This is a genomic window from Pseudomonas sp. CCC3.1, from assembly GCF_034347405.1.
Taxonomy (GTDB): domain Bacteria; phylum Pseudomonadota; class Gammaproteobacteria; order Pseudomonadales; family Pseudomonadaceae; genus Aquipseudomonas.
In genome coordinates, this window is record NZ_CP133778.1 from 1,622,680 (window position 1) to 1,647,907 (window position 25,228).

Below are 25,228 nucleotides of genomic sequence, written 5' to 3' on the forward strand. Positions count from 1 at the left end.
TCCCAGACTTGTTCCCAAGCTGCTTTGGCGCCCACGTGCCGCAACATTGATGACGCCAATTGAGTGTCAGAGGTCATCCGGTGTGTTGCGCTCAACCCATTCACAGGCTTCAGGGTGAAATTATGCAATCAACCATTACAGACTCGAGTGCTGATCCCGTGTCAGCGGGAGCCCATTCAACGTCGCATCCTCACGGGGTAAAAATCTCCAGAGCACGGAGTGCAGGTGCTGTGCTCGCTCTAAGCCTGGGGTGCTTTTCCTTTGTCAGCACCGAACTCATGCCTGTCGGCGTGTTACCGGCTATGGCCGAAGGGCTCAACGTATCGTTGGGGGTTGTCGGTTATTTGGTCACGATCTTTGCCTTTATGGTTGCCCTGACCGCTGCGCCGCTCACAAGTCTGCTGGGCTCTATCAATCGCAAGGCGCTTATGGCAGGCCTTTTGGCCGTCTGTTGTGTCGGAAATCTGATCACATTTCTGGCGTCCGGTTATTTTGTGGTGTTTATCGGTCGTATCCTGGTTGCCGCCGCGATAGGCGTGTTCTGGTCAACGGCGGTCGTCACCGCTGTGCATCTGGTTGCTGCCCGCAATGCCGTGCGTGCGACGTCCATCGTCTTTGGCGGTGTTTCGCTGGCAACCGTACTCGGCATTCCTGCGGGCACGCTGTTGGGGGATCTGTACGGTTGGCGCGCGGTATTCGCAGCGCTGTCCGTGCTGAGCCTGATCGTTTTTACATTGATTGTGTGGTCTGTCCCGGCGGTTCGTCTCTCCAGGGCTGCCAAGCGCGGGGCCATGTCTGCGGTGCTTAAAAACAGCGCGCTGCTGACGATTTTTGGCATCACCGCCCTTGTCGTGACAGGCAACTTCCTGGCCTATACCTACATTGCTCCGTATCTCGAACAGGTCGCCGGGCAGAGTGCGGGCCAGATCAGCATGCTGCTGCTGGTTTACGGGGCTGCGGGGGTTATGACCAATTTTGCGGTCGGTCCTCTTGCCTCCAGAGCCCCGCGAGCCAGCCTGGGTTTGGTGAGTGCGCTTCTGGCGGTGAGCCTGGCTTGCATGAATGCATCCACTGTCAGTCACGCAACGCTCTTTATTGCGCTCGCGGCTTGGGGCGCTGCCTACGGCGCGCTTCCGGTTCTGCTGCAGACTCTGGTGTTCAAGGAAGCGTCGAAAATCGCAGGTGGGGCAGATGCGGCCACGTCCATCAACGTGTCTGTGTTCAACGCCGCCATCGGCGTGGGTTCACTGCTCGGCGGTCTTTTGATCAATCTGGTGGGTGCGCAGCCCATTCCGTACTTGTCAGCGTGTTTTGCCTTGGCAGGGCTAGGAGCCGTCCTTTTCAGCCGTGAGACAAAAGCCTAACCGGGCGTAAAACCCGCGAGTCTTCCAAAACCGTTTAAGTCGTTAACAACACGAGCAGCGTTACAGTACCGGGCTTGCCTCTGCGAAATGTGTCGTCGTTGACGGGTTGCGCAGCGAAGAGTCATGCGTGCGAATATTTTCAGGCCTTAAACGAAAAACGCCCGGTGCAGTCAATGCGCCGGGCGTTTTGCGTAGCGGCTACAGCGAAGAGGTTACTCTTCGAGGCTGCCCATCGCGGTGGTGTTGAAGCCGCCGTCTACGTACATGATTTCGCCGCTGATGCCCGATGCCAGATCGGAGCACAGGAAGGCGCCGGCGTTGCCGACTTCATCGATGGTCACGTTGCGACGCAGCGGGGTTTGCGCCTCGTTGGCCGCCAGCATTTTACGGAAGTTCTTGATGCCAGAAGCTGCCAGCGTGCGGATCGGGCCAGCCGATACGCAGTTAACGCGAGTGCCTTCAGGGCCCAGGCTGCCTGCCAGGTAACGTACACCCGCTTCCAGGCTGGCTTTAGCCATGCCCATCACGTTGTAGTTAGGCATGGTGCGTTCTGCACCCAGGTAGGACAGGGTCAGCAGGCTGCCATTGCGGCCTTTCATCATCGGGCGACCAGCTTTGGCCAGGGCCACGAAGCTGTAGGCGCTGATGTCGTGAGCAATGCGGAAGCCTTCACGGGTGGTAGCGTCTGTGAAGTCGCCGTCCAGTTGGTCGCCAGGGGCGAAACCTACGGAGTGAACGATGCAGTCCAGGCCGTCCCACTTTTTGCTCAGCTCTTCGAAAACCTTGGCGATTTCTTCATCGCTGGCAACGTCGCAAGGGAAGCACAGTTCCGGGTTCGAGCCCCAGCCTGCTGCGAACTCTTCAACGCGGCCTTTAAGCTTTTCGTTCTGATAAGTGAAAGCAAGTTCAGCGCCTTCACGGTGCATGGCGGCAGCAATGCCAGAAGCGATGGACAATTTGCTAGCGACACCGACGATCAGGACGCGCTTACCGGCGAGAAAACCCATGTGTTGTTCCTCTATCAGGTTAATCGACAGCCACTGGTGCCAAAAAGGCGGCTTCCAGCAGCTGTTGTGTATATGGATGTTGCGGTGAGGCAAAGATACTTTGCGCATCACCCTGTTCGACCACTTGGCCGTGCTTGACCACCATCAATTGGTGGCTCAACGCTTTGACTACCGCCAGGTCATGGCTGATAAACAAATAGGTCAGGTTGTACTTGGTTTGCAGCGAGCGTAACAACTCGACTACCTGGCGCTGTACCGTACGGTCCAACGCAGAGGTTGGCTCGTCCAGCACAATCAGCGCCGGTTTTAATACCAGTGCCCGGGCAATGGCGATGCGCTGCCGTTGCCCGCCAGAAAACTCGTGAGGGTAGCGGTGCCGGGTTTCCGGATCCAGACCTACTTCTCTCAAGGCTTCAATAATTGCCTTTTCCTGCTCCTCGGGAGTTCCCATGCGGTGGATGCGCAAGCCTTCGCCGACAATCTCACTGACGCTCATGCGTGGGCTGAGGCTGCCAAACGGGTCTTGGAACACCACCTGCATTTCCCGTCGCAGGGGTCTTACTGCTTGTCGCGACAAACAGTCTAGCCGTTTGCCTTCAAAACTGATCGGGCCTTTGCTGGCAATCAAACGCAAAATCGCCAGACCCAGCGTCGATTTACCCGATCCGCTTTCTCCTACAATGCCCAGGGTCTGGCCCTGAGGCAGGCTGAAGTTTATTCCGTCGACCGCTTTCACGTAATCAACTGTCTTGCGCAACAGTCCTTTTTTGATCGGGAACCAGACTTTCAGGTCCTCGACTTCCAGCAACGGCGGGCCTCCAACCGTATTGGCCGGGTTTCCGCTGGGCTCTGCACTGAGCAGTTCCCGGGTGTACGGATGCTGTGGCGAACGGAACAACTGTTCGCACGATGCTTGTTCGACGATGCAACCGCGCTGCATGACACATACTCGATGCGCAATTCGTCGAACAAGGTTCAAATCGTGACTGATCAGTAACAGCGACATCCCCAGACGCGCCTGTAATTCCTTCAGCAATTCCAGAATTTTCAGCTGCACGGTGACGTCCAGCGCGGTGGTCGGTTCGTCGGCAATTAACAGTTCAGGCTCGTTGGCCAGGGCCATCGCGATCATGACCCGCTGGCGCTGGCCGCCTGACAGCTCGTGTGGCAACGCTTTTAGGCGTTTATGGGGATCAGGTATGCCGACCAGCTCCAGAAGCTCAAGGGTGCGCCTCGTGGCTGCTTTGCCGGTCAGTCCCTTGTGGATGCCCAGCACTTCGTTGATCTGCTTTTCAATACAGTGCAGCGGGTTCAGCGAGGTCATGGGCTCCTGGAAAATCATGGCAATTCGATTGCCACGGATATGCCTGAGTTTTTTCTCATCCAGATGTAGCAGGTCTTGGCCTGCGTACTGAATGCTGCCGCTCGGATGACGCGCCATAGGGTAGGGCAGCAGTCGCAGAATGGAATGTGCGGTCACTGACTTGCCCGAGCCGCTTTCGCCCACCAGCGCCAGGGTTTCACCGCGCTTGATGTCGAAGTTGATGCCTTGCACCACGCGGTGTGATTGCTCGCCCGTGGAAAACTCGACGGCGAGATCGCGCACTTCGATCAGATTGTCCTGCGTCATCTCATTTCCTCGGGTCGAAGGCATCGCGAGCGGACTCGCCGATAAACACCAGCAGGCTGAGCATGATGGCCAGCACGGCAAAGGCACTGATGCCCAGCCACGGCGCTTGCAGGTTGGATTTGCCCTGGGCGACCAGTTCGCCGAGTGATGGCGCGCCTGGAGGCAGGCCAAAGCCCAGGAAGTCCAGCGCAGTGAGGGTGCCAATGGCACCGGTCAAAATAAACGGCATAAAGGTCATGGTCGAGACCATGGCGTTGGGCAGGATATGGCGGTACATGATTGCCATGTCTTGCATGCCCAGCGCACGGGCTGCTCGCACATATTCCAGATTTCGCCCACGCAGAAATTCGGCGCGTACCACATCAACCAGGCTCATCCAGGAAAACAGCAGCATGATCCCCAGCAGCCACCAGAAGTTGGGCTGCACGAAGCTGGCCAGAATGATCAGCAGATAGAGCACCGGTAAACCTGACCATATCTCCAGAAAGCGCTGGCCTGCGAGGTCGACCCAGCCGCCATAGAAGCCCTGAAGGGCGCCCGCAATCACGCCAATGATCGAACTCAAAACAGTCAGCGTAAGGGCAAACAACACCGAAATTCGAAAGCCATAAATTACCCGGGCCAACACATCTCGGCCCTGATCATCGGTGCCTAGCCAGTTTTCGGCCGAGGGTGGCGCAGGCGCCGGGACTTTCAGGTCGTAGTTAATGCTCTGATAGCTGTACGGGATAAGGGGCCACACGATCAAGGCGTCTTTCTTGGCCAGCAGTTCGCGGATGTACGGGCTTTTGTAGTTGGCTTCGAGTGGGAACTCGCCGCCGAAATCTGTTTCGGGGTAGCGTTTGAGGGCAGGGAAGTACCAGTCGCCGTCGTAATGAATCATCAGGGGTTTGTCGTTGGCGATCAGTTCGGCACCCAGGCTGAGCCCGAACAGCACCAGGAACATCCACAGCGACCACCAGCCGCGCTTGTTGGCTTTGAAACGTTCGAAACGTCGTCGGTTGAGAGGGGACAGTTTCATCTCAATGCTCCCGGCTTTCAAAGTCGATGCGCGGATCAACCAGGGTGTACGAGAGGTCGCCGATCAACTTCACCACCAGTCCGACCAGCGTGAAGATGAACAGGGTGCCAAAGACCACCGGGTAATCGCGATTGATCGCCGCCTCAAAACTCATCAGCCCCAGCCCGTCCAGTGAAAAAATCACCTCGACCAGCAATGAGCCGGTAAAGAAGATGCCGATAAAGGCTGACGGGAAACCCGCAATCACCAGCAACATGGCGTTGCGAAACACGTGTCCGTAGAGCACGCGATGATTGGTCAGCCCTTTGGCCTTGGCGGTCACCACGTACTGTTTGTTGATCTCATCCAGAAAGCTGTTTTTGGTCAGTAACGTCATGGTGGCGAAGTTGCCGATGACCAAGGCAGTGATGGGAAGCGCCAGGTGCCAGAAATAATCGAGGATCTTGCCACCCCAACTCAACTGATCGAAGTTGTTGGAGGTCAGGCCGCGCAGCGGGAACCAGTCCAGATAGCTGCCCCCGGCGAAGACCACAATCAGCAGAATGGCAAACAAAAAGGCCGGAATCGCATAGCCGATAATGATTGCCGAACTGGTCCAGACGTCAAAGTGACTGCCGTGTCGCGTCGCCTTGGCGATTCCCAGCGGGATCGACACCAAATACATGATCAGCGTGCTCCACAGCCCCAGCGAGATGGAGACCGGCATTTTTTCCTTGATCAAGTCGATGACCTTGGCGTCGCGGAAAAAGCTCTCGCCGAAGTCCAGTTGGGCGTAGTTCTTGATCATGATCCACAAGCGCTCGGGGGCTGACTTGTCGAACCCGTACATCTTTTCGATCTCCTGGATCAACGCCGGGTCCAGGCCTTGTGCGCCTCGGTAGTTAGAGCCTGCCACCGAGACTTCGGAGCCACCGCCGGCGATACGGCTGGTCGCGCCGTCAAAGCCTTCGAGCTTGGCAATCATTTGCTCGACCGGGCCGCCGGGGGCCGCCTGGATGATGATGAAGTTGATCAGCAAAATCCCGAATAGCGTCGGAATAATCAGCAGCAGTCGCCTGAATATATACGCCAGCATTTAAGGCTCCAGGCTTTCGCTTGTGGGTTCAGTAGGAGGAGTCATGGGTTTGGTGTCAGGTTTTGCCCACCATGTAGCGGTCCCGATGTCGTACAGCGGGGTGACCGCCGGGTGGCCGATGTTGCTTGAGTAGGCCACGCGCCAGGTTTTGATGTGCCAGTTAGGGACGACATAGAAGCCCCATTGCAATACGCGATCCAGCGCTCGGGCGTGGTCGATCAGGCTTTGACGGGTTTCGGCATTGATCAGGCCTTCTGTCAGTTGATCAATGGCCGGGTCTTTGAGGCCAATGAAATTGCGGCTGCCGGGTTTGTCGTAGCTCTGCGACTCCCAATACTCGCGTTGCTCGCTGCCTGGGGAGTTGGACTGTGGGAAACCACCGACAATCATGTCGAAATCTCGTGAGCGCAAGCGGTTCAGGTACTGGGAGGTGTCGACACGGCGAATTTGCAACTCTATGCCCAGGTCGCTGAGGTTGCGTTTGTAAGGCAACAGAATGCGTTCGAACTCTGATTGCGCCAACAAAAACTCAATCTTGACCGGCTTGCCTTGGGCGTCGACCATCTTGTCGTCGACGATGCGCCAGCCGGCCTCTTGCAGCAATTTATAGGCCTTGCGTTGTTGCTCGCGGATCATGCCGCTGCCGTCGGTGACACTTGGCTTGAAGACGTCAGTGAACACTTGGTCCGGGATCTGGCCGCGCAGGGGTTCCAAAATAGCCAGTTCTGCTTCGGTGGGCGGGGCCTTGGCGGCCATTTCCGAGTTTTCAAAGTAACTGCCGGTGCGGGCGTAAGCGCCGCTGAATAACTGTTTGTTGGCCCATTCAAAGTCGAACAACAGGCTCAACGCTTCGCGAACCCGCACATCCTGAAACATCGATTTGCGCAGGTTAAACACAAACCCTTGCATGCCAGTCGGGTTGTGGTTGCGGATTTCTTCTTTTTTCAAGCGACCCTGGGTGAACGCAGGGGCGTTGTAGGCACTGGCCCAATTTTTGGCGCTGATCTCGAACCAGTAATCAAATTGCCCAGCCTTGAGCGCTTCAAAGGCAACGCTGTTGTCGCGAAAGTAATCGATGGTAATCGCATCGAAGTTGTACAGGCCCTTGTTGATGGGCAGGTCTTTTCCCCAATAGTTCTTGTTGCGCTCGTAACGAATGGAACGACCGGGCTTGATCTCGGCGATGGTGTAGGGGCCGCTGCCTACAGGGATTTCAAGATTGCCCTTGCCGAAGTCGCGGCTTTCCCACCAATGTTTGGGCAGCACCGGCAGTTGGCCCAGAATCAGCGGCAGTTCGCGGTTCTTGTTGTGCTTGAAGGTGAACTTCACTTGCAGCGGGTTTTCCGCAATGGCTTTGTCGACATCGCTGTAATAGCCCTTGTACAGCGGCGAGCCGTTTTTCATCAGCGTATCGAAGGTGAATACCACGTCTTCGGCGCGAATCGGGTGGCCATCACTGAACGTGGCCTCAGGTCGCAAGTAAAAACGCACCCAGCTATTGTCGGGCGCCTTTTCGATTTTTTGGGCGATCAAACCATAGGAGGTAAAAGGTTCGTCCAGCGTCTGACGGGTCAGGGTGTCGAAGGTCAGGTCAATATCATCGGCGGGCACGCCTTTGTTGATAAACGGATTCAGGCTGTCAAAACTGCCTACCGACGACTTGCGAAAGGTGCCGCCCTTGGGTGCATCCGGATTGACGTAGTCGACATGCTTGAAGTTGGCCGGGTATTTGGGCGGCTCATCGTAGAGCGTCAACGCATGTTGCGGCGCTGCCAGCGCGACGCTGGTCAGGCTGGCCAATAACAGGCTGATCAGAGGTTTTAGCCACGTACGCAAAGGCATCATCGGGTTTTCTCCGTAGGCTTAAGCCACCACGCGCTAAGGCCCAAGGTGTAAGGCGGCGTAGTCACAAAGGCGAACCGGTTGCGGTACGCCAGGCGGTGGTAGTTCAGATACCAGTTGGGAATGATGTAGTGCTGCCAGAGCAAGACGCGGTCCAGGGCCCGGCCAGCAGCCAGTTGCTCCTCGCGGGTTTGTGCGGCGAGCAGTTTTTCAAGCAATTGATCGACCACCGGGTTGGCAACCCCCGCATAGTTCTTGCTGCCCTTGACGTTGACCTGGGAGGAGTGGAAGTACTGCCACTGCTCAAGGCCAGGGCTCAGGGTTTGGTCGAGGGTCATCAGGATCATGTCGAAGTCGAACTGGTCCAGCCGCTGCTTGTATTGCGCACGATCCACGGTACGCAGGCGGGCCTCTATTCCGATACTGGCCAGGTTCTCTACGTAGGGCTGCAATATGCGCTCAAGGTTAGGATTGACCAGTAATATTTCGAACTTTAAGGGTTTGCCCTCGCTGTTGAGCAGGCGCTGGCCGGAGAGTTTCCAGCCACCTTGTGCCAATAGCTCCAGCGCATGGCGCATGGTTTCGCGGGGGATGCCTCGGCCATCGGTCTTGGGCAGGCCAAAGGCTTGGGTGAACAGCTCTGGCGGCAACTGATTGCGCCAAGGCGAGAGCATCAGCCACTCATGGCCTTGGGCTATGCCGCTGGCTGAAAACTCACTGTTGGGGTAAAAACTCGCGGCCCGTTGGTAAGCGCCGTAGAACAAGGTGCGATTGGTCCACTCAAAATCGAACATTAGCCCTAGCGCTTCGCGAACCTTTGCTTGATCGAAGGTGCCGCGGCGGCTGTTCATGAATAGACCCTGGGTTTGGGTCGGGATTTTGTGGGTGATTTCAGCCTTGATCACATCACCACGACGTACCGCCGGGAAGTTGTAACTGGTGGCCCAGTTCTTGGCCTGATGCTCGATGTAAATGTCGAACTCCCCGGCTTTGAAAGCTTCAAACGCGACGTCACTGTCACGATAGAACTCAACTTCAACCCGGTCGAAATTGTATTTCCCTCGATTGACCGGCAGATTGGCCCCCCACCAGTTTTTGACGTGCTCGAATACCACTTGCCGACCGGGGGTGACCTTGGTGATGCGGTAGGGCCCGCTGCCCAGCGGTGGCTCAAATGTCGTGGCCTTAAAGTCGCGTTTCGCCCAGTAGTGCTGTGGCAGCACAGGCAACTCGCCCAGACGCAAAATCAGCAGCGGGTTACCGGCACGCTTGAATACAAAGCGGATGCGTTTGGGGCCCAGAATGTCCACGCGCTGGACTTCTTGCAGGTTGGTCCGGTACTGGGGGTGGCCTTCTTTGAGTAGCAAGTTGTAAGAAAACGCTACATCGTAGGCAGTGATCGGCGTGCCATCGTGAAAACGCGCCTCTGGCCGCAGGTTAAACACCACCCAGCTGCGGTCTTCGTTGTACTCCACCGATTGTGCAATCAAGCCATAACTGGACGTTGGTTCATCGCCTGAGGGGGCGTATTGGCCAGTACCCGCCATCAGGGTTTCGTTGAGCTCGTTGACCCCGTATTGCAGGAAGTTGCCAGTCGATACCGGGCTGCTGCCTTTGAAAGTGTACGGGTTGAGCGTGTCGAAGGTGCCGAATGCCATGATCCGCAGCGTCCCGCCTTTAGGCGCGTCGGGGTTGACCCAATCGAAATGGGTAAACGTAGACGGGTATTTGAGTGTGCCGAACTGTGCATAACCGTGGCTTTCGCTCAGGGTTGCGCTTGCTGGGAAGCTCAAAGCCAGATTGATCAAAATCAGCAGAAGAAGACGCATCAAGTCAGGTATTCGATCCGGGCATTGGGCTTAAGGTTTCCGTACAGTAACAGCTTGTATCTGTAGGAAAAAGGCCACTCCAGAAAGCGTTGCGGGCAATCCACTTCCTGCAATTTTGTAGGAATGTGATTGCCCGCATTTAACCCGTCAGAGGCGCTTAGTGCGGTTTGTAGACCGTCAGGACCTGGCCGGGTTTGAGTGCCTTGGCCGAACTTGGATTCCAGCGTTTGAGGTGTTGCATCTCAATGTTGAAACGTTTGGCAACGATGTACAGCGAGTCACCTTTTTTTACCGTGTAAGTGGTGGTTTTTTTAGCGACCGGTTTGCGTGTGTCTTGCATGACCAGCGTCTGGCCAGCCTTGAGGTTTTTGCCGCTGAGTTTGTTCCAGCGTTGCAAGTCTTTGACATCGACTTTATTGGCTTTGGCAATCAAGGTCAGATTGTCGCCACTTTTAACCCGGTACTTGCGATTAAGGCGTGCAGGTGGATTGCTGGCCACATTATCGAACACCGCCTTTTTGGGACGCATGCTGATCAGTTCTTCAGGCTTGAGGTTCGACAGGCTGGCTGTCAGAAGCCGTGCTTTAGAGGTTGGCACCAACAAATTCTGCGGGCCATCAGTCGTGGCGCGCTGTTTGTAAGCAGGGTTGAGCTGGAACATTTCGTCTTCGTCGATTTCAGCCAAGGCTGCCACACGGGACAGGTCCATGGACTGTTTGATTTCGACCATTTCGAAGTAAGGTTCGTTGGCAATCGGGTTCAGGTTGATGCCATAAGCTTCAGGGGCCAGAACCACTTGCGACAGCGCGAGCAACTTGGGGACGTAGTCTTTGGTTTCCTGCGGCAGGGGCAGGTTCCAGTAGTCGGTCGGCAAGCCAAGCTTTTCGTTGCGCTCGATGGCCCGGCTAACCGTGCCTTCACCCGCGTTGTAGGCCGCCAGGGCCAGCAGCCAGTCACCGTTGAACATGTCGTGCAGACGCGTCAGGTAGTTCATGGCGGCCAATGTCGAGGCGGTAATGTCGCGACGTCCATCGTAGGCGCGGGTTTGACGCAGATTGAAATAACGACCGGTCGAGGGAATGAACTGCCAGAGCCCGACCGCGTTGGCGTGGGAATACGCCATTGGGTTGTAGGCACTTTCAATCACTGGCAACAACGCCAGTTCGAGTGGCATGTTGCGTTCTTCAAGACGCTCAACGATGTAATGGATGTACAGGCTGCCGCGTTCGCCGGCGCCTTCCAGGAATGAAGGGTTGCTGGCAAACCACAAGCGTTGTTGTTCGATTCGCGGGTTGACGCCCAGGCCTTCTTGCAACTGGAACCCCTGGCGCATCCGCTCCCACACATCTTGCGGGGCTGCGGGGCCAGGCTTTTCCTTGAGCCAGAGCGGCTCCTGCGGGATGCGTTTGGTCAGTTTCAGGTTGGGGCGTTCGACAGTTTGGGTCGAATGATCGAAGCTTTGACAGCCCGCCAATGTGGCAGCCACAGTCACCGCGATGGCTTTAGCCAAGCGCGTCAATGCGTCTGAACTGATGGAGTTACCTATAGATGACGACATTGGCAGAAAAATAGTTTCGGGCAAAAATGTCGGGCGATTCTAGAAAGCAGGGGGGGCGCGGTCAACCGTTCAGAATTTTTGTGCCAACCGCGACCCTGATTAGAATGTATCTTTCTTACTGCGCAAGCTCGCAAAGACCGCGCTGGGCGAGTCATTGTCCTGCTTGCTCCATTCGTCAGCTTTTTCTTTAACGGATGTTTCATTGACCCTTAAAAAGGGATTCGTGAGCAATTCGAGCGCAATGCTGGAAGGCAAACTGATCTTTCCTTCTGCACGCCAGGCCGTCACTTGCGCCATTCTGGCGGCAATATGCGGGTTTTTTGGTTCTACGGCGACGGCAAAACGCAAGTTGCTCAGGGTGTACTCGTGAGTGCAGTACACCGCTGTGTGCGCTGGCAAAGCTGCCAGTCGGCTCAGCGAGTGGTGCATCTGGTCGGGCGTGCCTTCGAATAACCGGCCACAGCCGGCAGCGAACAAGGTATCGCCGCTAAACAACAACGGGGCTGAAGCATCGGCGTGGTAGTAAGCAATGTGGCCCAGGGTGTGGCCAGGTACCAGAAACACCTTGAACTCATGGCCGAGCACATTGATCTGATCGTTATCGTTCAGCGCCACGTGCCGTGCCGGGATGTTTTCCAGTGCCGGGCCCCAGACTTTGGCGCCGGTTTTTTCATACAGTTGCTCGACGCCGCCGACGTGGTCGAAGTGGTGGTGGGTGACCAGAATATCGCTGAGCACCCAGTCAGGGTGCTGGTTTAACCAGTCCAGGACTGGCGCGGCGTCACCCGGATCGACCACGGCACAGCGCTTTTGAGTCGTATCCTGTAACAACCAGATGTAGTTGTCGCTAAAGGCGGGCAGGGCGTCGATCTGTAACATGGTGCAATTCCCAAGTGCGAAACAATGGCGCATCTTAGGGGCTGTTGACGTTTTATTGCGAGCCGCTTTAAAGCGTCAGCCGTGCGTAAGTTTTGTAACAGGTGGATGGCGAGGTGGAGGAGCAATGACCGATAAAGCATTGGCTCAGGCGGATCCTGAGTGGCTGGCACTGATCAGCTCGGCCCGCGAATGGCTGTCTGGCCCCCTTGGCCAGTTGCTGCTGGAAGACGAGCAACGGGTGCTTGAGGAAGAGCTGGGGCGCTATTTTGGCGGTTATCTGGTGCATTACGGCCCGGCTGCCGATACTCCGCCCAAGGCGCCGCAAGTTCAACGCAATGTGCGCCTGGGCGCGCCTTTGCCGGGTGTCGAGATCATTTGTGAAGAGCAGTCCTGGCCGTTGTGCGAGCATGCCGCCGATGTGGTGGTGTTGCAGCATGGCCTGGATTTTTGCCTGTCGCCCCACGGGTTGCTGCGTGAGGCGGCCAGTAGCGTACGCCCCGGCGGGCATTTATTGATCGTGGGCATCAACCCGTGGAGCAGTTGGGGTTTGCGGCATGTTTTCGCCAAGGATGCGCTGCGCAAGGCGCGTTGCATTTCACCTTCACGGGTTGCCGACTGGCTGAATCTGCTGGGCTTTGCGCTGGAGAAACGCCGCTTCGGATGCTATCGTCCGCCGCTTGCTTCCAAGGCGTGGCAAGGTCGTTTGTCAGGTTGGGAGCGCAAGGCGGGTAGCTGGCAATTGGCCGGTGGCGGCTTCTATGTATTGGTTGCTCGCAAAATGGTGGTGGGCTTGCGCCCCGTCAAGCCATTACGCCGAGAGCCGAAGGGCAAGCTGATTCCCTTGCAGATGGCCAAGATCAATCGGCGTCATACAGAACCCTAATTAAATAGCGGGTCGGGTTAGCCCGGCCTCAGGTGCTGTCGATCATCACGTGATTGACAGGCCGTAGCAGCCTTTTCTGGATAGTTTGCAATGAGCGATAGCGTTGAAATGTTCACCGATGGTGCTTGCAAGGGCAATCCTGGCCCGGGTGGCTGGGGGGCTTTGCTGGTCTGCCAGGGCGTAGAGAAAGAACTCTGGGGCGGTGAACCCAATACCACCAACAACCGCATGGAGCTGATGGCGGCCATTCGTGGCCTTGAAGAACTCAAGCGCCCGTGTGAGGTGTTGTTGGTCACCGACTCGCAATACGTGATGAAAGGCATCACTGAGTGGATGGTCAACTGGAAAAAACGCGGTTGGAAAACTGCCGCCAAAGAGCCGGTTAAAAACGCCGACCTGTGGAAGTTGCTCGATGAGCAAGTCAATCGCCACACCGTCAAATGGCAATGGGTTCGTGGGCACATTGGTCATCCGGGCAATGAGCGTGCCGACCAGTTGGCCAATCGCGGTGTGGATGAAATGAGAGGCGCCAAGCATGCGTAGTGTTGTACTCGATACCGAAACCACCGGTATGCCCGTCACCGATGGCCATCGGGTGATCGAGATTGGTTGCGTGGAATTAATGGGGCGTCGCCTGACGGGCCGTCATTTTCACGTGTACCTGCAACCCGATCGTGAAAGTGACGAGGGTGCTATCGGCGTCCACGGTATTACCAACGAATTTCTGGTCGGAAAACCGCGTTTCGGCGAAGTCGCCGATGAGTTTTTTGACTTCATCAAAGGCGCGCAGTTAATCATTCATAACGCCGCGTTTGACGTGGGCTTTCTGAATAACGAATTTGCCCTGATCGGGCAGTCGGACCGCACTGACCTGACACAGCACTGCACGATCCTCGACACCCTGATGATGGCGCGTGCGCGTCACCCGGGGCAGCGCAACAGCCTTGATGCCTTGTGCAAACGCTATGGCGTTGACAACTCGGGCCGTGAATTGCACGGCGCGTTGCTCGACTCCGAGATTTTGGCCGATGTCTATCTGGCCATGACCGGCGGCCAGACCAGCTTGTCACTGGCTGGCAATGCTTCAGACGGTAATGGCTCTGGCGAGGGTTCCGGCAGCCAGGCCAGTGAAATTCGCCGTTTGTCAGCGGATCGTCAAACTGGTCGGATTATTCGTGCAAGTGAAAGCGACTTGGCCGAGCATGCGGCGCGCCTTGAGACCATTGCTAAATCGGCAGGTGGTCCGTCTTTATGGGCCCAGCTCATCGAAGCGAAAGGCCAGACCTTACAGTAAACCTGCGAGGGTTGTTCTGGCTGTCGCAGGCTGCGATGGCTTGCGCAGGGGCATTTCACAGCAAGAAAGAGGGATTTTTCATGCGTCTGGTTATGAACCCCAAGCAACCCGTTGTCTCGGTTCGTTTGGCTGATGAAGGCTTTGCCCCCTATGTGTGGGGCAATGATTTCAGTTTTGAAGTCAATGCCTATGCCCGTGCCGATCGCCACAAAAAGGTCGAACACTGGCCCTTAGACATGATCACGCCCTATCGCAAGTGCTATGGCATTGACCCGGATGAATTTGCCAGCTATCTGGGGGCACCGGACAGCGCAATTTTCATGGCCTATCTGGATGATCAGCCGGTAGGGCATGTGGTGGTCAGCACTAACTGGAATGGTTTCGCCCATGTCGATGAACTGGCTGTCGCGGCGTGCGCCCGCCGTCATGGCGTGGCCAAATCATTGCTGGACGTGGTCAAGTTCTGGAGCCACAAGAAAAACCTGCCGGGGATCGTGCTCGAAACCCAAAACAACAACCTGGGCGCCTGCCGCTTGTATGAGCGTTGCGGGTATCAGGTAGGCGGCATCGATTATTTACGCTATCGCGGGATCGACCCGCAGACCTGCGAAGTGGCGATTTTTTGGTACCTGCTGTTTGAGAACCGTCTGTGATGTGTAACCGCTGAGGTTTAAAGGGTGACGACACCCTGATCTGCCAGCAAAGCTTCAGCTTTTTCACGCACGATAGCGAGCAGGGCCTTAAGCGCCGGGCCGGGCTCCGAGCCTTTGCGTGTCAACGCATATAATGTCACCGGAACCGCGGGTGACAAGGGGCACACATCAAGCCCGCTGATTTTGGCGCCAATGGCTGTGAACGGGTCAACCAACGCCAGCCCTTCGCCCGCCTCAACCATGCTGCGCATCATCTGATAGCTCTGAACCTCAATGTGCACCACCGGCGTCGGGCGCAAGGTGTGTAGCTTGCTGTCCAGAGTCCGGCTCAATGGGTCGTGCTGTTGCAGGCCGATCATGGCTTGCCCGGCCAGGTCGTGCAGGGCGATGTATTTTTGCTTGGGGGATAGCCAGCCGTGGGGCGCCAGGAGTTGCACCTTGCCCTGAACCAGTTTCAGGCAGTCAATGCCCGGCTGCTCGGTCGGGTGCAAGCCAAGGCCTACATCGCTTTCACCCATTAACAGGCTGCGCACGATTTCGGCGTGAGGCTGGCAGCTCAAGGTGGCGGGTGTGTCAGGAAAACGCCTTCTGAGTGCTGCAATGCTGTGGGGCAGCAACGGCTGCGCCAGGGTTTCGCTACACACGACACGCAAGGTCGGTTCCTGATGCTGGCGCAACGCTTCGCCAAGCCTGCGAAGTGGCTCGACGTCGAGATACAGCTGATTGACCAGAGGTTGCAGCAGAAGGGTTTCACGCGTGGCCTGAAGCCGCCCGCGAACGCTGGCAAACAGCATGAAGCCGAGCTGTTGCTCGGCTTCATGCAGCGTGGCGCTGAGAGTGGCCACTGGCAATTGCAGCCACTCGGCCGCATGGTCGAGGTTGCCGGTTTGCACAATGGCCTGGATCACTTCGATGTGGCGTAAACGCATGCGTGAAGTCCATATTCAACGGATGAGGTTTCAGCGTTGCCAAGCCTGACCCAAGTCTCATCCTGTGACTTCAGCGGTATGCCGGGAGCAATGAGTTATACAGACGTTTGGAGCGTGTCAGGCTTTTGAGTCACTGGGTTTTCAGGTTCGCGAATCAGCTGAACGTCCGATTGGACCAGTTTGAACTCAGTTTCACTGATTTTTGTTACGCGATCGCCAATAGCCAGTTTGTAGGTGATTACGGGCTGACCGTCTGCGGTATCGGAATTTTTAAACTCATGCACAGAATAAACGCGGCCTTCCGCGTCTCTTGCATGAAATTGCCCAACTAAAACTGCAGCCATTTGTAGAGAACCTCTGGAGATAAACACCCAATTTTCGGTTCTGTAGACCGTTGATCAGTAGGGGAAGTTTAACGATTTGGAAAAAATAGTCCGGCTACTTTACAGGCTTGCAGGCCGATAGGGTAAACAGAGGTGCAAGAAAGGCGCCCGATCATCTATAACTAATCTTCCTACCGTCACAGACTCGGAGTTTTCCATGAGCAAGGTCTACAACGTAGCAGTGCTAGTTGGCAGTTTGAGGAAGGATTCGCTCAATCGAAAAGTAGCCCACGCCCTGGCAGAACTGGCCCCCGCGAATTTGAAACTGAATATTGTCGAGATCGGCGATTTGCCGCTGTATAACGAAGACATTGATGTCACTCCGCCACCTGCGGCCTACAGTGCTTTTCGTGATCAGGTGCAGCAGGCCGATGCCGTGCTGTTTGTGACGCCTGAATACAACCGTTCGGTTCCGGCAGCGCTTAAAAATGCCATCGACGTAGGCTCGCGCCCGTATGGCAAAAGTGTTTGGAATAGCAAGCCAGGCGCTGTGTTCAGCGTTTCGCCGGGTGCTATCGGCGGCTTTGGCGCCAACCACCATCTGCGTCAATCGCTGGTATTTTTGAACGTCCCATGCCTGCAACAGCCGGAGGCTTACTTGGGCGGTGCGGGCAGCGTATTTGATGAGTCGGGTGCATTGTCGGAAAAAACCCGTCCGTTCTTGCAGACCTTTATCGACGCTTACAGTCAGTGGGTCGAATTGCTGAAAAAAGCGTGATTCAAACAACGCTCGATTAATCGCAGGAGCGAGTTGGCCCGAGATCTTTCTTAACGTTCAAAAGATCACGAGCAAGCTCGCTTCTACAGGGGCGGTCAGCTGCTTTGCGGCATTTGGCCATTTGCCAGGCGCTTGTTGATATCGCTAATGACCTCTGGCATGTCGCTGATGGTGTCGATCAGGTAGTGCGGGCGCGAGCCCTCGAACAGCGCGTGAATACGCTTTCGCTCTGCGTTCAACGTGTCGGCGTCCAGTGCGCGGTATTGCGCGTAGGTCAGGCCCAGTGCGTTGCCAGAGCACACCAGCGCGACGGTCCACATGCCAGCACGACGCCCTTCGAGGATGCCGGGCACGGTGTCGTCGATTTTCACGCAGGCCCCCACATCCTCAATGCCCAGCGCGATCACATTGGCCAGCGCTTGAGCGGGCCATGGGCGACCGTTGGGCACTTCGTCGGTCGCCACCACGTGGTCAGCGACGTAGCCATTGGTCGCGGCCAGCTCTACTACCTTGGCCATCACTTGGGCCGGGTAGCCTGAACACGAACCTATTTTTATGCCTTGCTCGCGCAGCGCGGCGATGGAGTGCAGTGCGCCGGGGATCAGCGCCGAGTGCTCAGCGATTTTCTCGATTTGCATCGGCATAAAGCGTTGGTAAATCGCAGTCACGTCGTCGTCAGTCGGTGCACGGCCAAACACTTTTTTGTAACGCTCAGTGATCTGCGGTTGGTCGCACAGGGTGCGGATGTGGTCCCACTTGCCCATGCCCATCGGGCCGCGGGCTTCTTCAATAGAGACGTGTACGCCGAACTCGGCAAACGCCTCGACAAAAATCTGGGTAGGGGCGAACGAGCCGAAGTCGACCACTGTACCGGCCCAGTCGAGAATGGCTGCCTGAAGTTTGCTGGGGTTGGTGTAGTTCATGTCTGTGAATCCTGTGTGAGCGACCTTGGCCGCACGAATGAATTGGGTGTGTTTTGAGGGCAAGCCGGAATCAGATGTCCAGCACTTCCATTTCGCGCAACGCTTCGGCGATGGCATTCACGGCAGCGTGCATGTCGGCTGAATTGACGTGCCCGATGCAGCCCACGCGGAATGTGTCGACTTGGGTCAATTTGCCGGGATACAGAATGAAACCCTTGGCTTTAACCCGTTCGTATAAGGTTTTGAACTGATAGCGCGGGTCGTTTGGGGTATGAAAGGTGACGATAATCGGCGCCTGGATCGCGTCGGGCAGGAAGCTGCGCAGCCCCAGTTTTGCCATGCCATCGATCAATGTCCGGCAGTTGTTGGCATAGCGCTGATGGCGTGCAGGCAAACCGCCTTCTTCGTTGTATTGCAGCAGAGCTTCATGCAGTGCCGCGACCACATGAGTCGGCGGGGTAAAGCGCCACTGGCCGGTCTTGGCCATATAGGCCTGTTGGTCTTGCAGGTCCAGCGCCAGCGAATGCGAGTTGCCCGCCGCATTGGCCAGCGACTGTTTGCAGGCGAATACAAACCCCATGCCGGGTACGCCTTCCAGGCATTTGCCGGACGCAGCGATCAGCGCATCGAACGGCACTTTTTGTGCGTCGACAGGCAGCGCGCCGAATGAACTCATCGCGTCGATGATCAGACGTTTGCCATGTTGGGCGATGACGGCAGCAATCTCTGGCAGCGGATTCAGAATCCCGGTACTGGTTTCGCAGTGAATCAAGGCAACGTGGCTGATGCTCGGGTCGGCATGCAGCAGGCGGTCTACGTCGGCTGCGGTGGTCGGTTGGTCTTCGGCGGTTTCAAAGGCCGTGAAACGACGACCAAGGACCTGGCAGATTTTCGCCAGACGTTTGCCGTAGGCGCCGTTGATCAACACCAGGACATTGCCGTCTCGTGGCACCAGTGTGCCAACCGCGGCCTCGACCGCAAATGTGCCGCTGCCTTGCAATGGCACGCAGTGATGAGTGTCGCCAGCATTGATGATCGCCAAGAGCTGTTCACAGAGGCTGGTGGTCAGTTGGTTGAAGCGGTCATCCCATGACCCCCAATCGGTCATCATTGCCTGGCGGGTGCGTAGCGAGGTGGTCAGTGGGCCCGGAGTCAGCAGGATCGGCGTAACAGAGGTCATTCTGGGTTCCTCACAAGCGTTGGGATGGCGACTGATATACCCGGCATACGTTGCAGTTCGCGCTTGTATCAATCAAATTGTTTATTGTTATGCCAGTCATCGGTGAGACTTATAGATATGAATTTATTTCAGCTCCGCGCATTTGATGCAGTGGCCCGCGAAGGCAGCTTTACGCGGGCGGCTGCGCGCCTGTTCATCAGCCAGCCAGCGGTTACCGGGCATATCAAAGCCCTTGAGGAGCATTATCAAATCACCTTGCTGCGGCGCACCGCGCGGCGTGTTGAGTTGACCGAGGAGGGCACTAAGCTTGCGGCCATTACCCGCGCCATGTTCGGCCTGGTGGATGAGGCGCAGGTGCTGCTGGAGGCCAACCGGCAACTCCTCAGCGGGCGGCTGGAAGTGGCAGCAGATGGCCCGCACCTGGTGATGCCGATGCTGGCGAGCCTGCGCGAGCGCTATCCCGCAATTACGGTCAATTTGCGTTTGGGCAATGCTCAGGAAACCTTGGCCGCGCTGCTCGCCGAGCATGTCGATGTGGCTGTGTTGACCGAGGTTGAGCCGCGCAAAGGCCTGACCCTGCGCGCATTGAGTGAGTCGCGGATTTGCGCTCTGGTGCCCGCCAGTCATCCGTGGCTGGCGCGGGCGGAGGGCATCGACATTGCGCAACTCGACACGGTGATCATGGTGCTGCGCGAACCCGGCTCGATTACCCGTCGCACCTTTGATAATGCCTGTGACACCGCCGGGGTCAGTCCGCGGGTGCTGCTGGAGCTGGATAGCCGCGAAGCCGTCACCGAAGCGGTGGCCGCGCAGTTGGGCATCGGCATTGTGTCGTCGGCTGAAGTCAGTCACGACCCGCGGGTCGGTGCGGTGCCGATCAATGGTTCAGGGCTGACCAACCGCCACATGCTGGGCTGTATGGAGCGCCGCGCACAGCTGCGTTTGATCAAGGCGTTTATGGAGTTGGCTGCGTAATTTGGAATTTTTGGTCGATTGACGACTTTTAGCCGTATAAACTTGCGCCCATTCGACGGCCAATCAATGCCGCGACACACACGATTGAGAGAATGAGTAATGGGCGCACAGTGGAAGGTTAAACACAAAGCGGACGCCGCCAATGCACGCGGCAAAATTTTCGGCAAGTTGGCCAAGGAGCTGACAGTAGCGGCCCGTAACGGCGCCGACCCGGACATGAACTCGCATTTGCGTCTGGTTTATGAGCAAGCCAAAAAAGCTTCGATGCCAGCAGACACCATCAAGCGTGCGATCAACAAAGGTGCGGGCATTGGTACTGATGCAGTGCAATACCACCGCGTAACCTACGAAGGCTTTGCCCCGCACCAGGTGCCGCTGATCGTTGAGTGCCTGACTGACAACATTAACCGTACCGTTGCCGAGATCCGTGTAGCGTTCCGCAAGGGCCAATTGGGTGCTTCGGGTTCGGTGGCGTGGGACTTCAACCATGTCGGCATGATCGAAGCCACGCCTGAGACGCCGGACGCTGATCCAGAAATGGCTGCCATCGAAGCCGGTGCTCAGGATTTTGAGCCGGGTGAAGAAGAAGGCACCACCTTGTTCGTCACCGAAATCACTGATCTTGACTCCGTGCAAAAGGCGTTGCCAGAGCAGGGTTTCAAGGTGTTATCGGCCAAGTTGGGCTACCAGGCGAAAAACCCGGTGACCAGCCTGACTGACGAACAAATGGCTGAAGTCCAGGAGTTCCTGGCCAAGCTTGAAGAACAGGACGACGTGCAGGACCTGTTCGTAGCCCTGGCTTGATTTAGAGGTAAACCTGTAGCCGCAGCCTGCGCAGCGGCTACACGATCAAGGGTTTATCCCAAGAGCTGGGTTATCTGCGCAAAATCGGGCCGCTCCAACACGTCGGGTTGAGTGCAACGCTGCTGCAAATCCTCCCACGAGGCCCTCTGTTGATCACTCAAGCCTGAGTCGATCCGCTCCAGCAATTCCCCCAGCAAAATCCCGAATGCACGTACTTCGATGCGCTGTAGCGCACGGCTCTGCGGGCTGTCGTCGAGGGCATGGAAACACGCCGCTCCGAAATCACCGAGCAGGCAGTCACCTTCGGCATTGAACAAAATATTGTGCCCGTACAAGTCGCCGTGGCAGATGCCTTGCGCATGCAAGTGGCCCGCCGCCGAGGCAATACCGCGGGCGATGCGCAAGGCACTGTCTGGGGTGAAGCGCGTGCTGTCGGTATACACATCACGGCTACAGGTGGCGAAGCTGGGCAGGGCGGCAAGGTTCATGAACGAGGGGTCGATCAATGCCATGACCAGCCCGGCCTGTTGTTCGGGATGGCCCGCCACACGGCCCAGCACATTGATCAGGTTTGGATGCTGGCCAGCCGCGATGCAGGCGTTCATTTCATTGAGCGGCGAGCCGTCGCTGGTGATGTCGCCTTTGTACAGTTTGACCGCCACGGCCTGATCCGGCTGGCCGGGAGCGCTCCACTGCGCTTGGTAAATGATGCCTGAAGCGCCTTCGCCCAGTTTTTGCCCTAGCGCAAGCTGCGACCAGTCGATGTCAGGCGTGTTGTCGGCTTCGCGCAGGGCGCTGGCGTCCTCACGCAACGGATTCCCGGCGTAAGCCAGCCAGCTCAGCCCCGGCAGTGCCAGCACGACCTCAGGCAATTCGCTGAACTGATTGGCGGCCAGCCGGATCAGCTCCAGCCGCTCACAGTTGGCCAGGCTTGCAGGCAACTGTTGCAGACGGTTGCCTGCAAGCATCAGTTTTTGCAGCAATGGCCGCTGGCCGAGTTCTTCGGGCAGTTGCTGGATGCAGTTGTCAGTCAGGATCAACCAGCGCAACAACGGTGGCAGTGCTGCGGCGGGCACGCTTTTGATCTGATTGGCCTTGAAGCCGATCATGCTCAATTTCGCGCACTGTCCCAGGCAGGTGGGCAGCTCGGTGAACTGATTGTCCGAGCAAAACAGAATGCGCAGATGCGTCAGTCGATGCAGGTCGTCGGGTAAATGGCTAAGCGCGTTACCGCTCAGGTTGAGGATTTCCAGGGTGTCAGCCAGTTGGAAAATCTCTTGTGGGAATTCAGTCAGCCCGCACGACAGATCCAGACGTTTGTGGCCGACCAATTGGCCGGCGCGCAGTTTAGCGAGGGTATCCATAAGCAGGCTTTGAGTACTCGTATCCGTAGTAGAAAGTGCACAGGTGAATGGTGTCAACGCAGCTCACGCACCATGCCCGACAGCGTGCTCAGCACATCTTTACCCAACTGCATGGAGCGTTTTCCTGACCAGCCGGTGATCGCGTCAGGTGCATCGTTGTTGTCCTTGAAGGGCATCTCAAGGGTCAGCGACAGGCAATCAAAACGTTGGCCGACGCTGTTGCAGGCTAGGGTCATGTTGGCTTGCCCCGGCTCGTCGCGGGTGTAGCCATGCTCGGTCTGGAAATCATGGGTCAGGTCGCTGAGATGGTTGCGAAAATGCGCTTCCAGTCGGGCCTGGTGTTTGGTGTAGCCAGGGTTGCCTTCACAGCCAGCGGTGAACACGTAGGGGATTTCTTCGTCGCCGTGAATGTCCAGAAACAGGTCGACGCCATACGTGTCCATCTGCTCCAGAGCGAAGAACACCTCGGGGCTGATCTGCGGGTCGGGGTTTTGCCAGGCACGGTTCAAATCCTGACCGTTGGCGTTGGTGCGCAAATGCCCGTGAAAGGCGCCATCCGGGTTCATGTTGGGGATCAGGTACAGGTCGGCATAGTCGAGCAACTTGCGCAGCTGCGGGTCGCTGCCTTGCTCCAGGCGCTCAAGGACGCCCTGCATGAACCATTCGGCCATGTGCTCGCCAGGGTGCTGTTGAGCAATGATCCAGATCTTGTGTTTGTGACTGGCGCCGTTGCCTTTGCGCAGCAACGGGATGGCACGGCCCTCGACGCTTTTACCGGTTGCCAGCACTTCGCAGCCGGACCATTGAAGTGCGTTCTTGACCAGTTGCTCATGACGCTCGCGGCTGTAAGGTTCGAAGTAAGCAAACCAGACGTGCGGCTGTTCGGCGTCAAGGCTGAAGGTCAGTGCGGTGCCGTCGAATTGCGTGGGCACGCGAAACCAGTTTTCGTGATCGTAAGACGCAACCGCTTGATAGCCATCCCAGGCTTTGTTGTAGGAAGACTGGCTGGCGTTACTCAAGTCAAAGCGGTGAGTCTGGCCAGGGCTCAAGCCATCGACCTTGAAGTGGAACCACTGAAAATGTGGGCTCTTGGTGTCTGGTTTGATTGCCAGGCGCACGTGCAGCGGGTTGCTGGCATCCAGTACGTGAATGTTGCCACTGTCAAAGTCGCTGCTGATATGAAGTGCGGAGGGCGCCACGGTCATCGTCCAAATCCTGGAATCAGATAATTGTGGTCGCTACTTTACATCGCAATTGCGACGCGCCAATACGCAATTTTGGAGGAAAGGCTGGGGGAGGCAAGGAGGGGGGCGTCATCCTTGACGCTGGGCGAGAATAGCGTTTTTGAGAGTGATTCTCAAGTGCTAAATTGCCATTACGTCCATAGTCTTGGGCTTCAGGCTTCCGTTCGTCGATGTTCTTTTGCTATCATCGCCGGCATCGTAGCGGCCACCGAAAAAAACCGGCCGCACACCAGACTTCATTAGCCTGAAGCACGCTGAGCCAGAAAACTGGCCACAAAAAAAAGACCCGGCGATAAGCCGGGTCAAATAACCGTGATTAGCCTGATGAGGAGATAATTCGAAAGACCGACCTAAGGTCCTTTGAGTTATCGGCTGATCTCGCGACCAGCTGCATGCAATACTAATCATTCTCATTTGCAAGTCAAATGTTTTTCTTCGCTTTTTGGAAATTTATTTTCCATTTCTCTCGCGACGCCTCTAGCACGCTGGTTGTGCACGTGCGTCGTAACGCGCTCAATCAAGCTTTTTTTGCATCTTTACGTGCAGGCAATTGCTGCATGTCCAGAGCCCTGTCCAGCAGTTGCTTGGCGGACTCGATAAAGAACGCCACGGCCAGAAACTGATCTCGATGCTGACCCTGATGGGTCTCGGCTGCACTTTGCGTCATGGACAAGCCGCATCGCAGGTAATCGGATGCATTGACCAACGCTTCTTCCTCGCTCAAGTCATTACTCACCAGGAACAATTTCTTCTCGCGAGAGGGTTGGGAAACAGCTGGTTTCAAATAATAGTCAAGTGCGCGTTGGGTTGCGGCGTCATCTTTCAGGGCTTCGAGCTCAATATCGAGCTCGGTATTCAGAGGGATTTTTGTTATAGGAGTCATGATTTACCTGCGTTTCTGAGATTAGTCGGATCTGCCGCAAGCAGATTAGTACAATAAGTATTTGTGATAGAGATATAAATAATACGGAATGTGTATTGTTGCCTCGATTTCAATCCGTATTGTTCCGCAGATGGATAAATGGATTGCTTTAGTCAGAACCAAATTGCGTGAGCTAAAACTCACCCAGGAAAAACTCGCCGAGCGCGTTGGAGCTTCCCAAGGGGGGGTTGGGCATTGGCTTAATAAACGCCGTCAACCCGACTTGCCAACAATGAACAAAGTGCTGCATGCCTTGGGGCTGGAGCACCTGGAAGTTGCCTTGGTGATTCGCGAACGCAATGCCGCGGCGAATGACGCAGTCATTGACGACTGCACTTACGACATCACGTCAGCCTTCCGCTATCCGGTCAGTGACTGGGCGGTGGCGGGGCAGATCAATGAGAAAGCGCTCGCAGGCTATGAGTCCGGTACCGTGTTTGAGGTCAGTGATCATTACGCCAAGGGGGCAGCGTTCTGGTTGCAAGTGACAGGCGATGCAATGACGGCGCCGCTGGGCACCAGCGTTCCGCAAGGGATGATGATTCTGGTCGACCCGGACATTGAGCCCGAGCCGGGCAAAATGGTGATTGCCCGCACGCCTGAATCTGCCGAGGCGATGTTCAGGCAGTTGAACGAAGAGAGCGGGCAGCTTTACCTCAAGCCATTGAACCCGACCTATCCGAAAATCCTGTTTGATGAGCGCTGTTCGATTATTGGTGTGGTCGTACAGGCCACGACAAAGTTCTGAGCA

24 protein-coding genes are annotated in these 25,228 nt (G+C 56.5%); 9 read left to right on the forward strand and 15 right to left on the reverse strand.

Features of this window, described 5'->3' with window-relative positions; translation table 11 throughout:
* Window positions 1-122 precede the first annotated feature (122 nt).
* On the forward strand, window positions 123-1,364 hold the full coding sequence (locus tag RHM56_RS07300; RefSeq protein ID WP_322239985.1) for an MFS transporter: 1,242 nt from the start codon (window positions 123-125) through the stop codon (window positions 1,362-1,364).
* 212 nt (window positions 1,365-1,576) lie between these two features.
* Here the strand turns inward: RHM56_RS07300 and fabI are convergent, their stop codons facing one another.
* The 8 genes from fabI to gloB all read right to left on the reverse strand — a co-directional run bounded on the left by fabI (window position 1,577) and on the right by gloB (window position 12,205).
* The gene (gene fabI, locus RHM56_RS07305; RefSeq protein ID WP_322239987.1) at window positions 1,577-2,371 is read right to left on the reverse strand and encodes an enoyl-ACP reductase FabI; all 795 of its coding nucleotides are present in this window, start codon (window positions 2,369-2,371) and stop codon (window positions 1,577-1,579) included.
* Window positions 2,372-2,390: 19 nt separating this feature from the next.
* Entirely contained in the window at window positions 2,391-4,001 is a 1,611-nt protein-coding gene (locus tag RHM56_RS07310) for an ABC transporter ATP-binding protein (RefSeq protein ID WP_322239989.1), read from the reverse strand.
* A 1-nt stretch (window position 4,002) separates the two neighbouring features.
* The gene (locus RHM56_RS07315; protein ID WP_322239991.1) at window positions 4,003-5,022 is read right to left on the reverse strand and encodes an ABC transporter permease; all 1,020 of its coding nucleotides are present in this window, start codon (window positions 5,020-5,022) and stop codon (window positions 4,003-4,005) included.
* A 1-nt stretch (window position 5,023) separates the two neighbouring features.
* Complete coding sequence (locus RHM56_RS07320) at window positions 5,024-6,097, reverse strand: microcin C ABC transporter permease YejB (protein WP_322239993.1); 1,074 nt, start codon at window positions 6,095-6,097, stop codon at window positions 5,024-5,026.
* Window positions 6,098-7,942, reverse strand: a complete 1,845-nt coding sequence (locus RHM56_RS07325) for an extracellular solute-binding protein (protein WP_322239995.1) — start codon at window positions 7,940-7,942, stop codon at window positions 6,098-6,100.
* The gene (locus RHM56_RS07330; RefSeq protein ID WP_322239997.1) at window positions 7,939-9,768 is read right to left on the reverse strand and encodes an extracellular solute-binding protein; all 1,830 of its coding nucleotides are present in this window, start codon (window positions 9,766-9,768) and stop codon (window positions 7,939-7,941) included. The genes RHM56_RS07325 and RHM56_RS07330 overlap by 4 nt, the downstream gene beginning before the upstream one ends.
* 157 nt (window positions 9,769-9,925) lie before the next feature.
* Window positions 9,926-11,326: a LysM peptidoglycan-binding domain-containing protein gene (locus RHM56_RS07335; protein ID WP_322239999.1), complete on the reverse strand. Its 1,401-nt coding sequence runs from the start codon at window positions 11,324-11,326 to the stop codon at window positions 9,926-9,928.
* Window positions 11,327-11,425: 99 nt separating this feature from the next.
* Entirely contained in the window at window positions 11,426-12,205 is a 780-nt protein-coding gene (gloB, locus tag RHM56_RS07340) for a hydroxyacylglutathione hydrolase (RefSeq protein ID WP_322240001.1), read from the reverse strand.
* Between the two features lie 124 nt (window positions 12,206-12,329).
* Here gloB and RHM56_RS07345 point away from each other — a divergent pair, with 124 nt between their 5' ends.
* The 4 genes from RHM56_RS07345 (at window position 12,330) to RHM56_RS07360 (ending at window position 15,035) form a co-directional block, all read left to right on the forward strand.
* On the forward strand, window positions 12,330-13,088 hold the full coding sequence (locus tag RHM56_RS07345; RefSeq protein WP_322240003.1) for a methyltransferase domain-containing protein: 759 nt from the start codon (window positions 12,330-12,332) through the stop codon (window positions 13,086-13,088).
* 90 nt (window positions 13,089-13,178) lie between these two features.
* Window positions 13,179-13,631: a ribonuclease HI gene (rnhA, locus tag RHM56_RS07350; RefSeq protein ID WP_322240005.1), complete on the forward strand. Its 453-nt coding sequence runs from the start codon at window positions 13,179-13,181 to the stop codon at window positions 13,629-13,631.
* Window positions 13,624-14,382 (forward strand): DNA polymerase III subunit epsilon, encoded by a 759-nt coding sequence (gene dnaQ / locus RHM56_RS07355; protein WP_322240007.1) that lies wholly within the window; start codon window positions 13,624-13,626, stop codon window positions 14,380-14,382. The genes rnhA and dnaQ overlap by 8 nt, the downstream gene beginning before the upstream one ends.
* 80 nt (window positions 14,383-14,462) lie before the next feature.
* Window positions 14,463-15,035, forward strand: a complete 573-nt coding sequence (locus RHM56_RS07360; protein ID WP_322240009.1) for a GNAT family N-acetyltransferase — start codon at window positions 14,463-14,465, stop codon at window positions 15,033-15,035.
* Window positions 15,036-15,052: 17 nt separating this feature from the next.
* On the opposite strand, the gene RHM56_RS07365 is transcribed toward RHM56_RS07360, so the two are convergent.
* Window positions 15,053-15,964 (reverse strand): LysR family transcriptional regulator, encoded by a 912-nt coding sequence (locus RHM56_RS07365; protein ID WP_322240011.1) that lies wholly within the window; start codon window positions 15,962-15,964, stop codon window positions 15,053-15,055.
* Window positions 15,965-16,059: 95 nt separating this feature from the next.
* Window positions 16,060-16,308, reverse strand: coding sequence for a hypothetical protein (locus tag RHM56_RS07370; RefSeq protein WP_322240014.1), 249 nt, complete (start codon window positions 16,306-16,308; stop codon window positions 16,060-16,062).
* 196 nt (window positions 16,309-16,504) lie between these two features.
* On the opposite strand from RHM56_RS07370, the gene RHM56_RS07375 reads away from it, so the two are divergent.
* Complete coding sequence (locus RHM56_RS07375) at window positions 16,505-17,065, forward strand: NAD(P)H-dependent oxidoreductase (RefSeq protein ID WP_322240016.1); 561 nt, start codon at window positions 16,505-16,507, stop codon at window positions 17,063-17,065.
* 95 nt (window positions 17,066-17,160) lie between these two features.
* Here the strand turns inward: RHM56_RS07375 and phnX are convergent, their stop codons facing one another.
* Window positions 17,161-17,988, reverse strand: coding sequence for a phosphonoacetaldehyde hydrolase (gene phnX / locus RHM56_RS07380; protein WP_322240018.1), 828 nt, complete (start codon window positions 17,986-17,988; stop codon window positions 17,161-17,163).
* Between the two features lie 70 nt (window positions 17,989-18,058).
* Window positions 18,059-19,168, reverse strand: coding sequence for a 2-aminoethylphosphonate--pyruvate transaminase (locus RHM56_RS07385; RefSeq protein WP_322240021.1), 1,110 nt, complete (start codon window positions 19,166-19,168; stop codon window positions 18,059-18,061).
* A 117-nt stretch (window positions 19,169-19,285) separates the two neighbouring features.
* Between RHM56_RS07385 and RHM56_RS07390 the strand changes: the two genes are divergently transcribed.
* Together RHM56_RS07390 and RHM56_RS07395 are read left to right on the forward strand one after the other, a co-directional pair.
* Window positions 19,286-20,143 carry a LysR substrate-binding domain-containing protein gene (locus RHM56_RS07390; protein ID WP_322240023.1) on the forward strand — a complete coding sequence of 286 codons (858 nt, stop codon included), beginning with the start codon at window positions 19,286-19,288 and terminating at the stop codon, window positions 20,141-20,143.
* Window positions 20,144-20,242: 99 nt separating this feature from the next.
* Window positions 20,243-20,947: a YebC/PmpR family DNA-binding transcriptional regulator gene (locus RHM56_RS07395; protein WP_322240025.1), complete on the forward strand. Its 705-nt coding sequence runs from the start codon at window positions 20,243-20,245 to the stop codon at window positions 20,945-20,947.
* Between the two features lie 53 nt (window positions 20,948-21,000).
* Here the strand turns inward: RHM56_RS07395 and RHM56_RS07400 are convergent, their stop codons facing one another.
* From RHM56_RS07400 to RHM56_RS07410, 3 genes are all read right to left on the reverse strand, one after another.
* The gene (locus RHM56_RS07400) at window positions 21,001-22,311 is read right to left on the reverse strand and encodes a protein kinase (protein ID WP_322240027.1); all 1,311 of its coding nucleotides are present in this window, start codon (window positions 22,309-22,311) and stop codon (window positions 21,001-21,003) included.
* A gap of 53 nt (window positions 22,312-22,364) precedes the next feature.
* The gene (locus tag RHM56_RS07405; protein ID WP_322240029.1) at window positions 22,365-23,516 is read right to left on the reverse strand and encodes a M14-type cytosolic carboxypeptidase; all 1,152 of its coding nucleotides are present in this window, start codon (window positions 23,514-23,516) and stop codon (window positions 22,365-22,367) included.
* A gap of 556 nt (window positions 23,517-24,072) precedes the next feature.
* Window positions 24,073-24,438 (reverse strand): DUF6124 family protein, encoded by a 366-nt coding sequence (locus tag RHM56_RS07410; protein WP_322240031.1) that lies wholly within the window; start codon window positions 24,436-24,438, stop codon window positions 24,073-24,075.
* Between the two features lie 130 nt (window positions 24,439-24,568).
* On the opposite strand from RHM56_RS07410, the gene RHM56_RS07415 reads away from it, so the two are divergent.
* A complete protein-coding gene (locus RHM56_RS07415; RefSeq protein WP_322240033.1) occupies window positions 24,569-25,225 on the forward strand; it encodes a LexA family transcriptional regulator in 657 nt (218 codons plus the stop codon).
* Window positions 25,226-25,228: the final 3 nt, after the last annotated feature.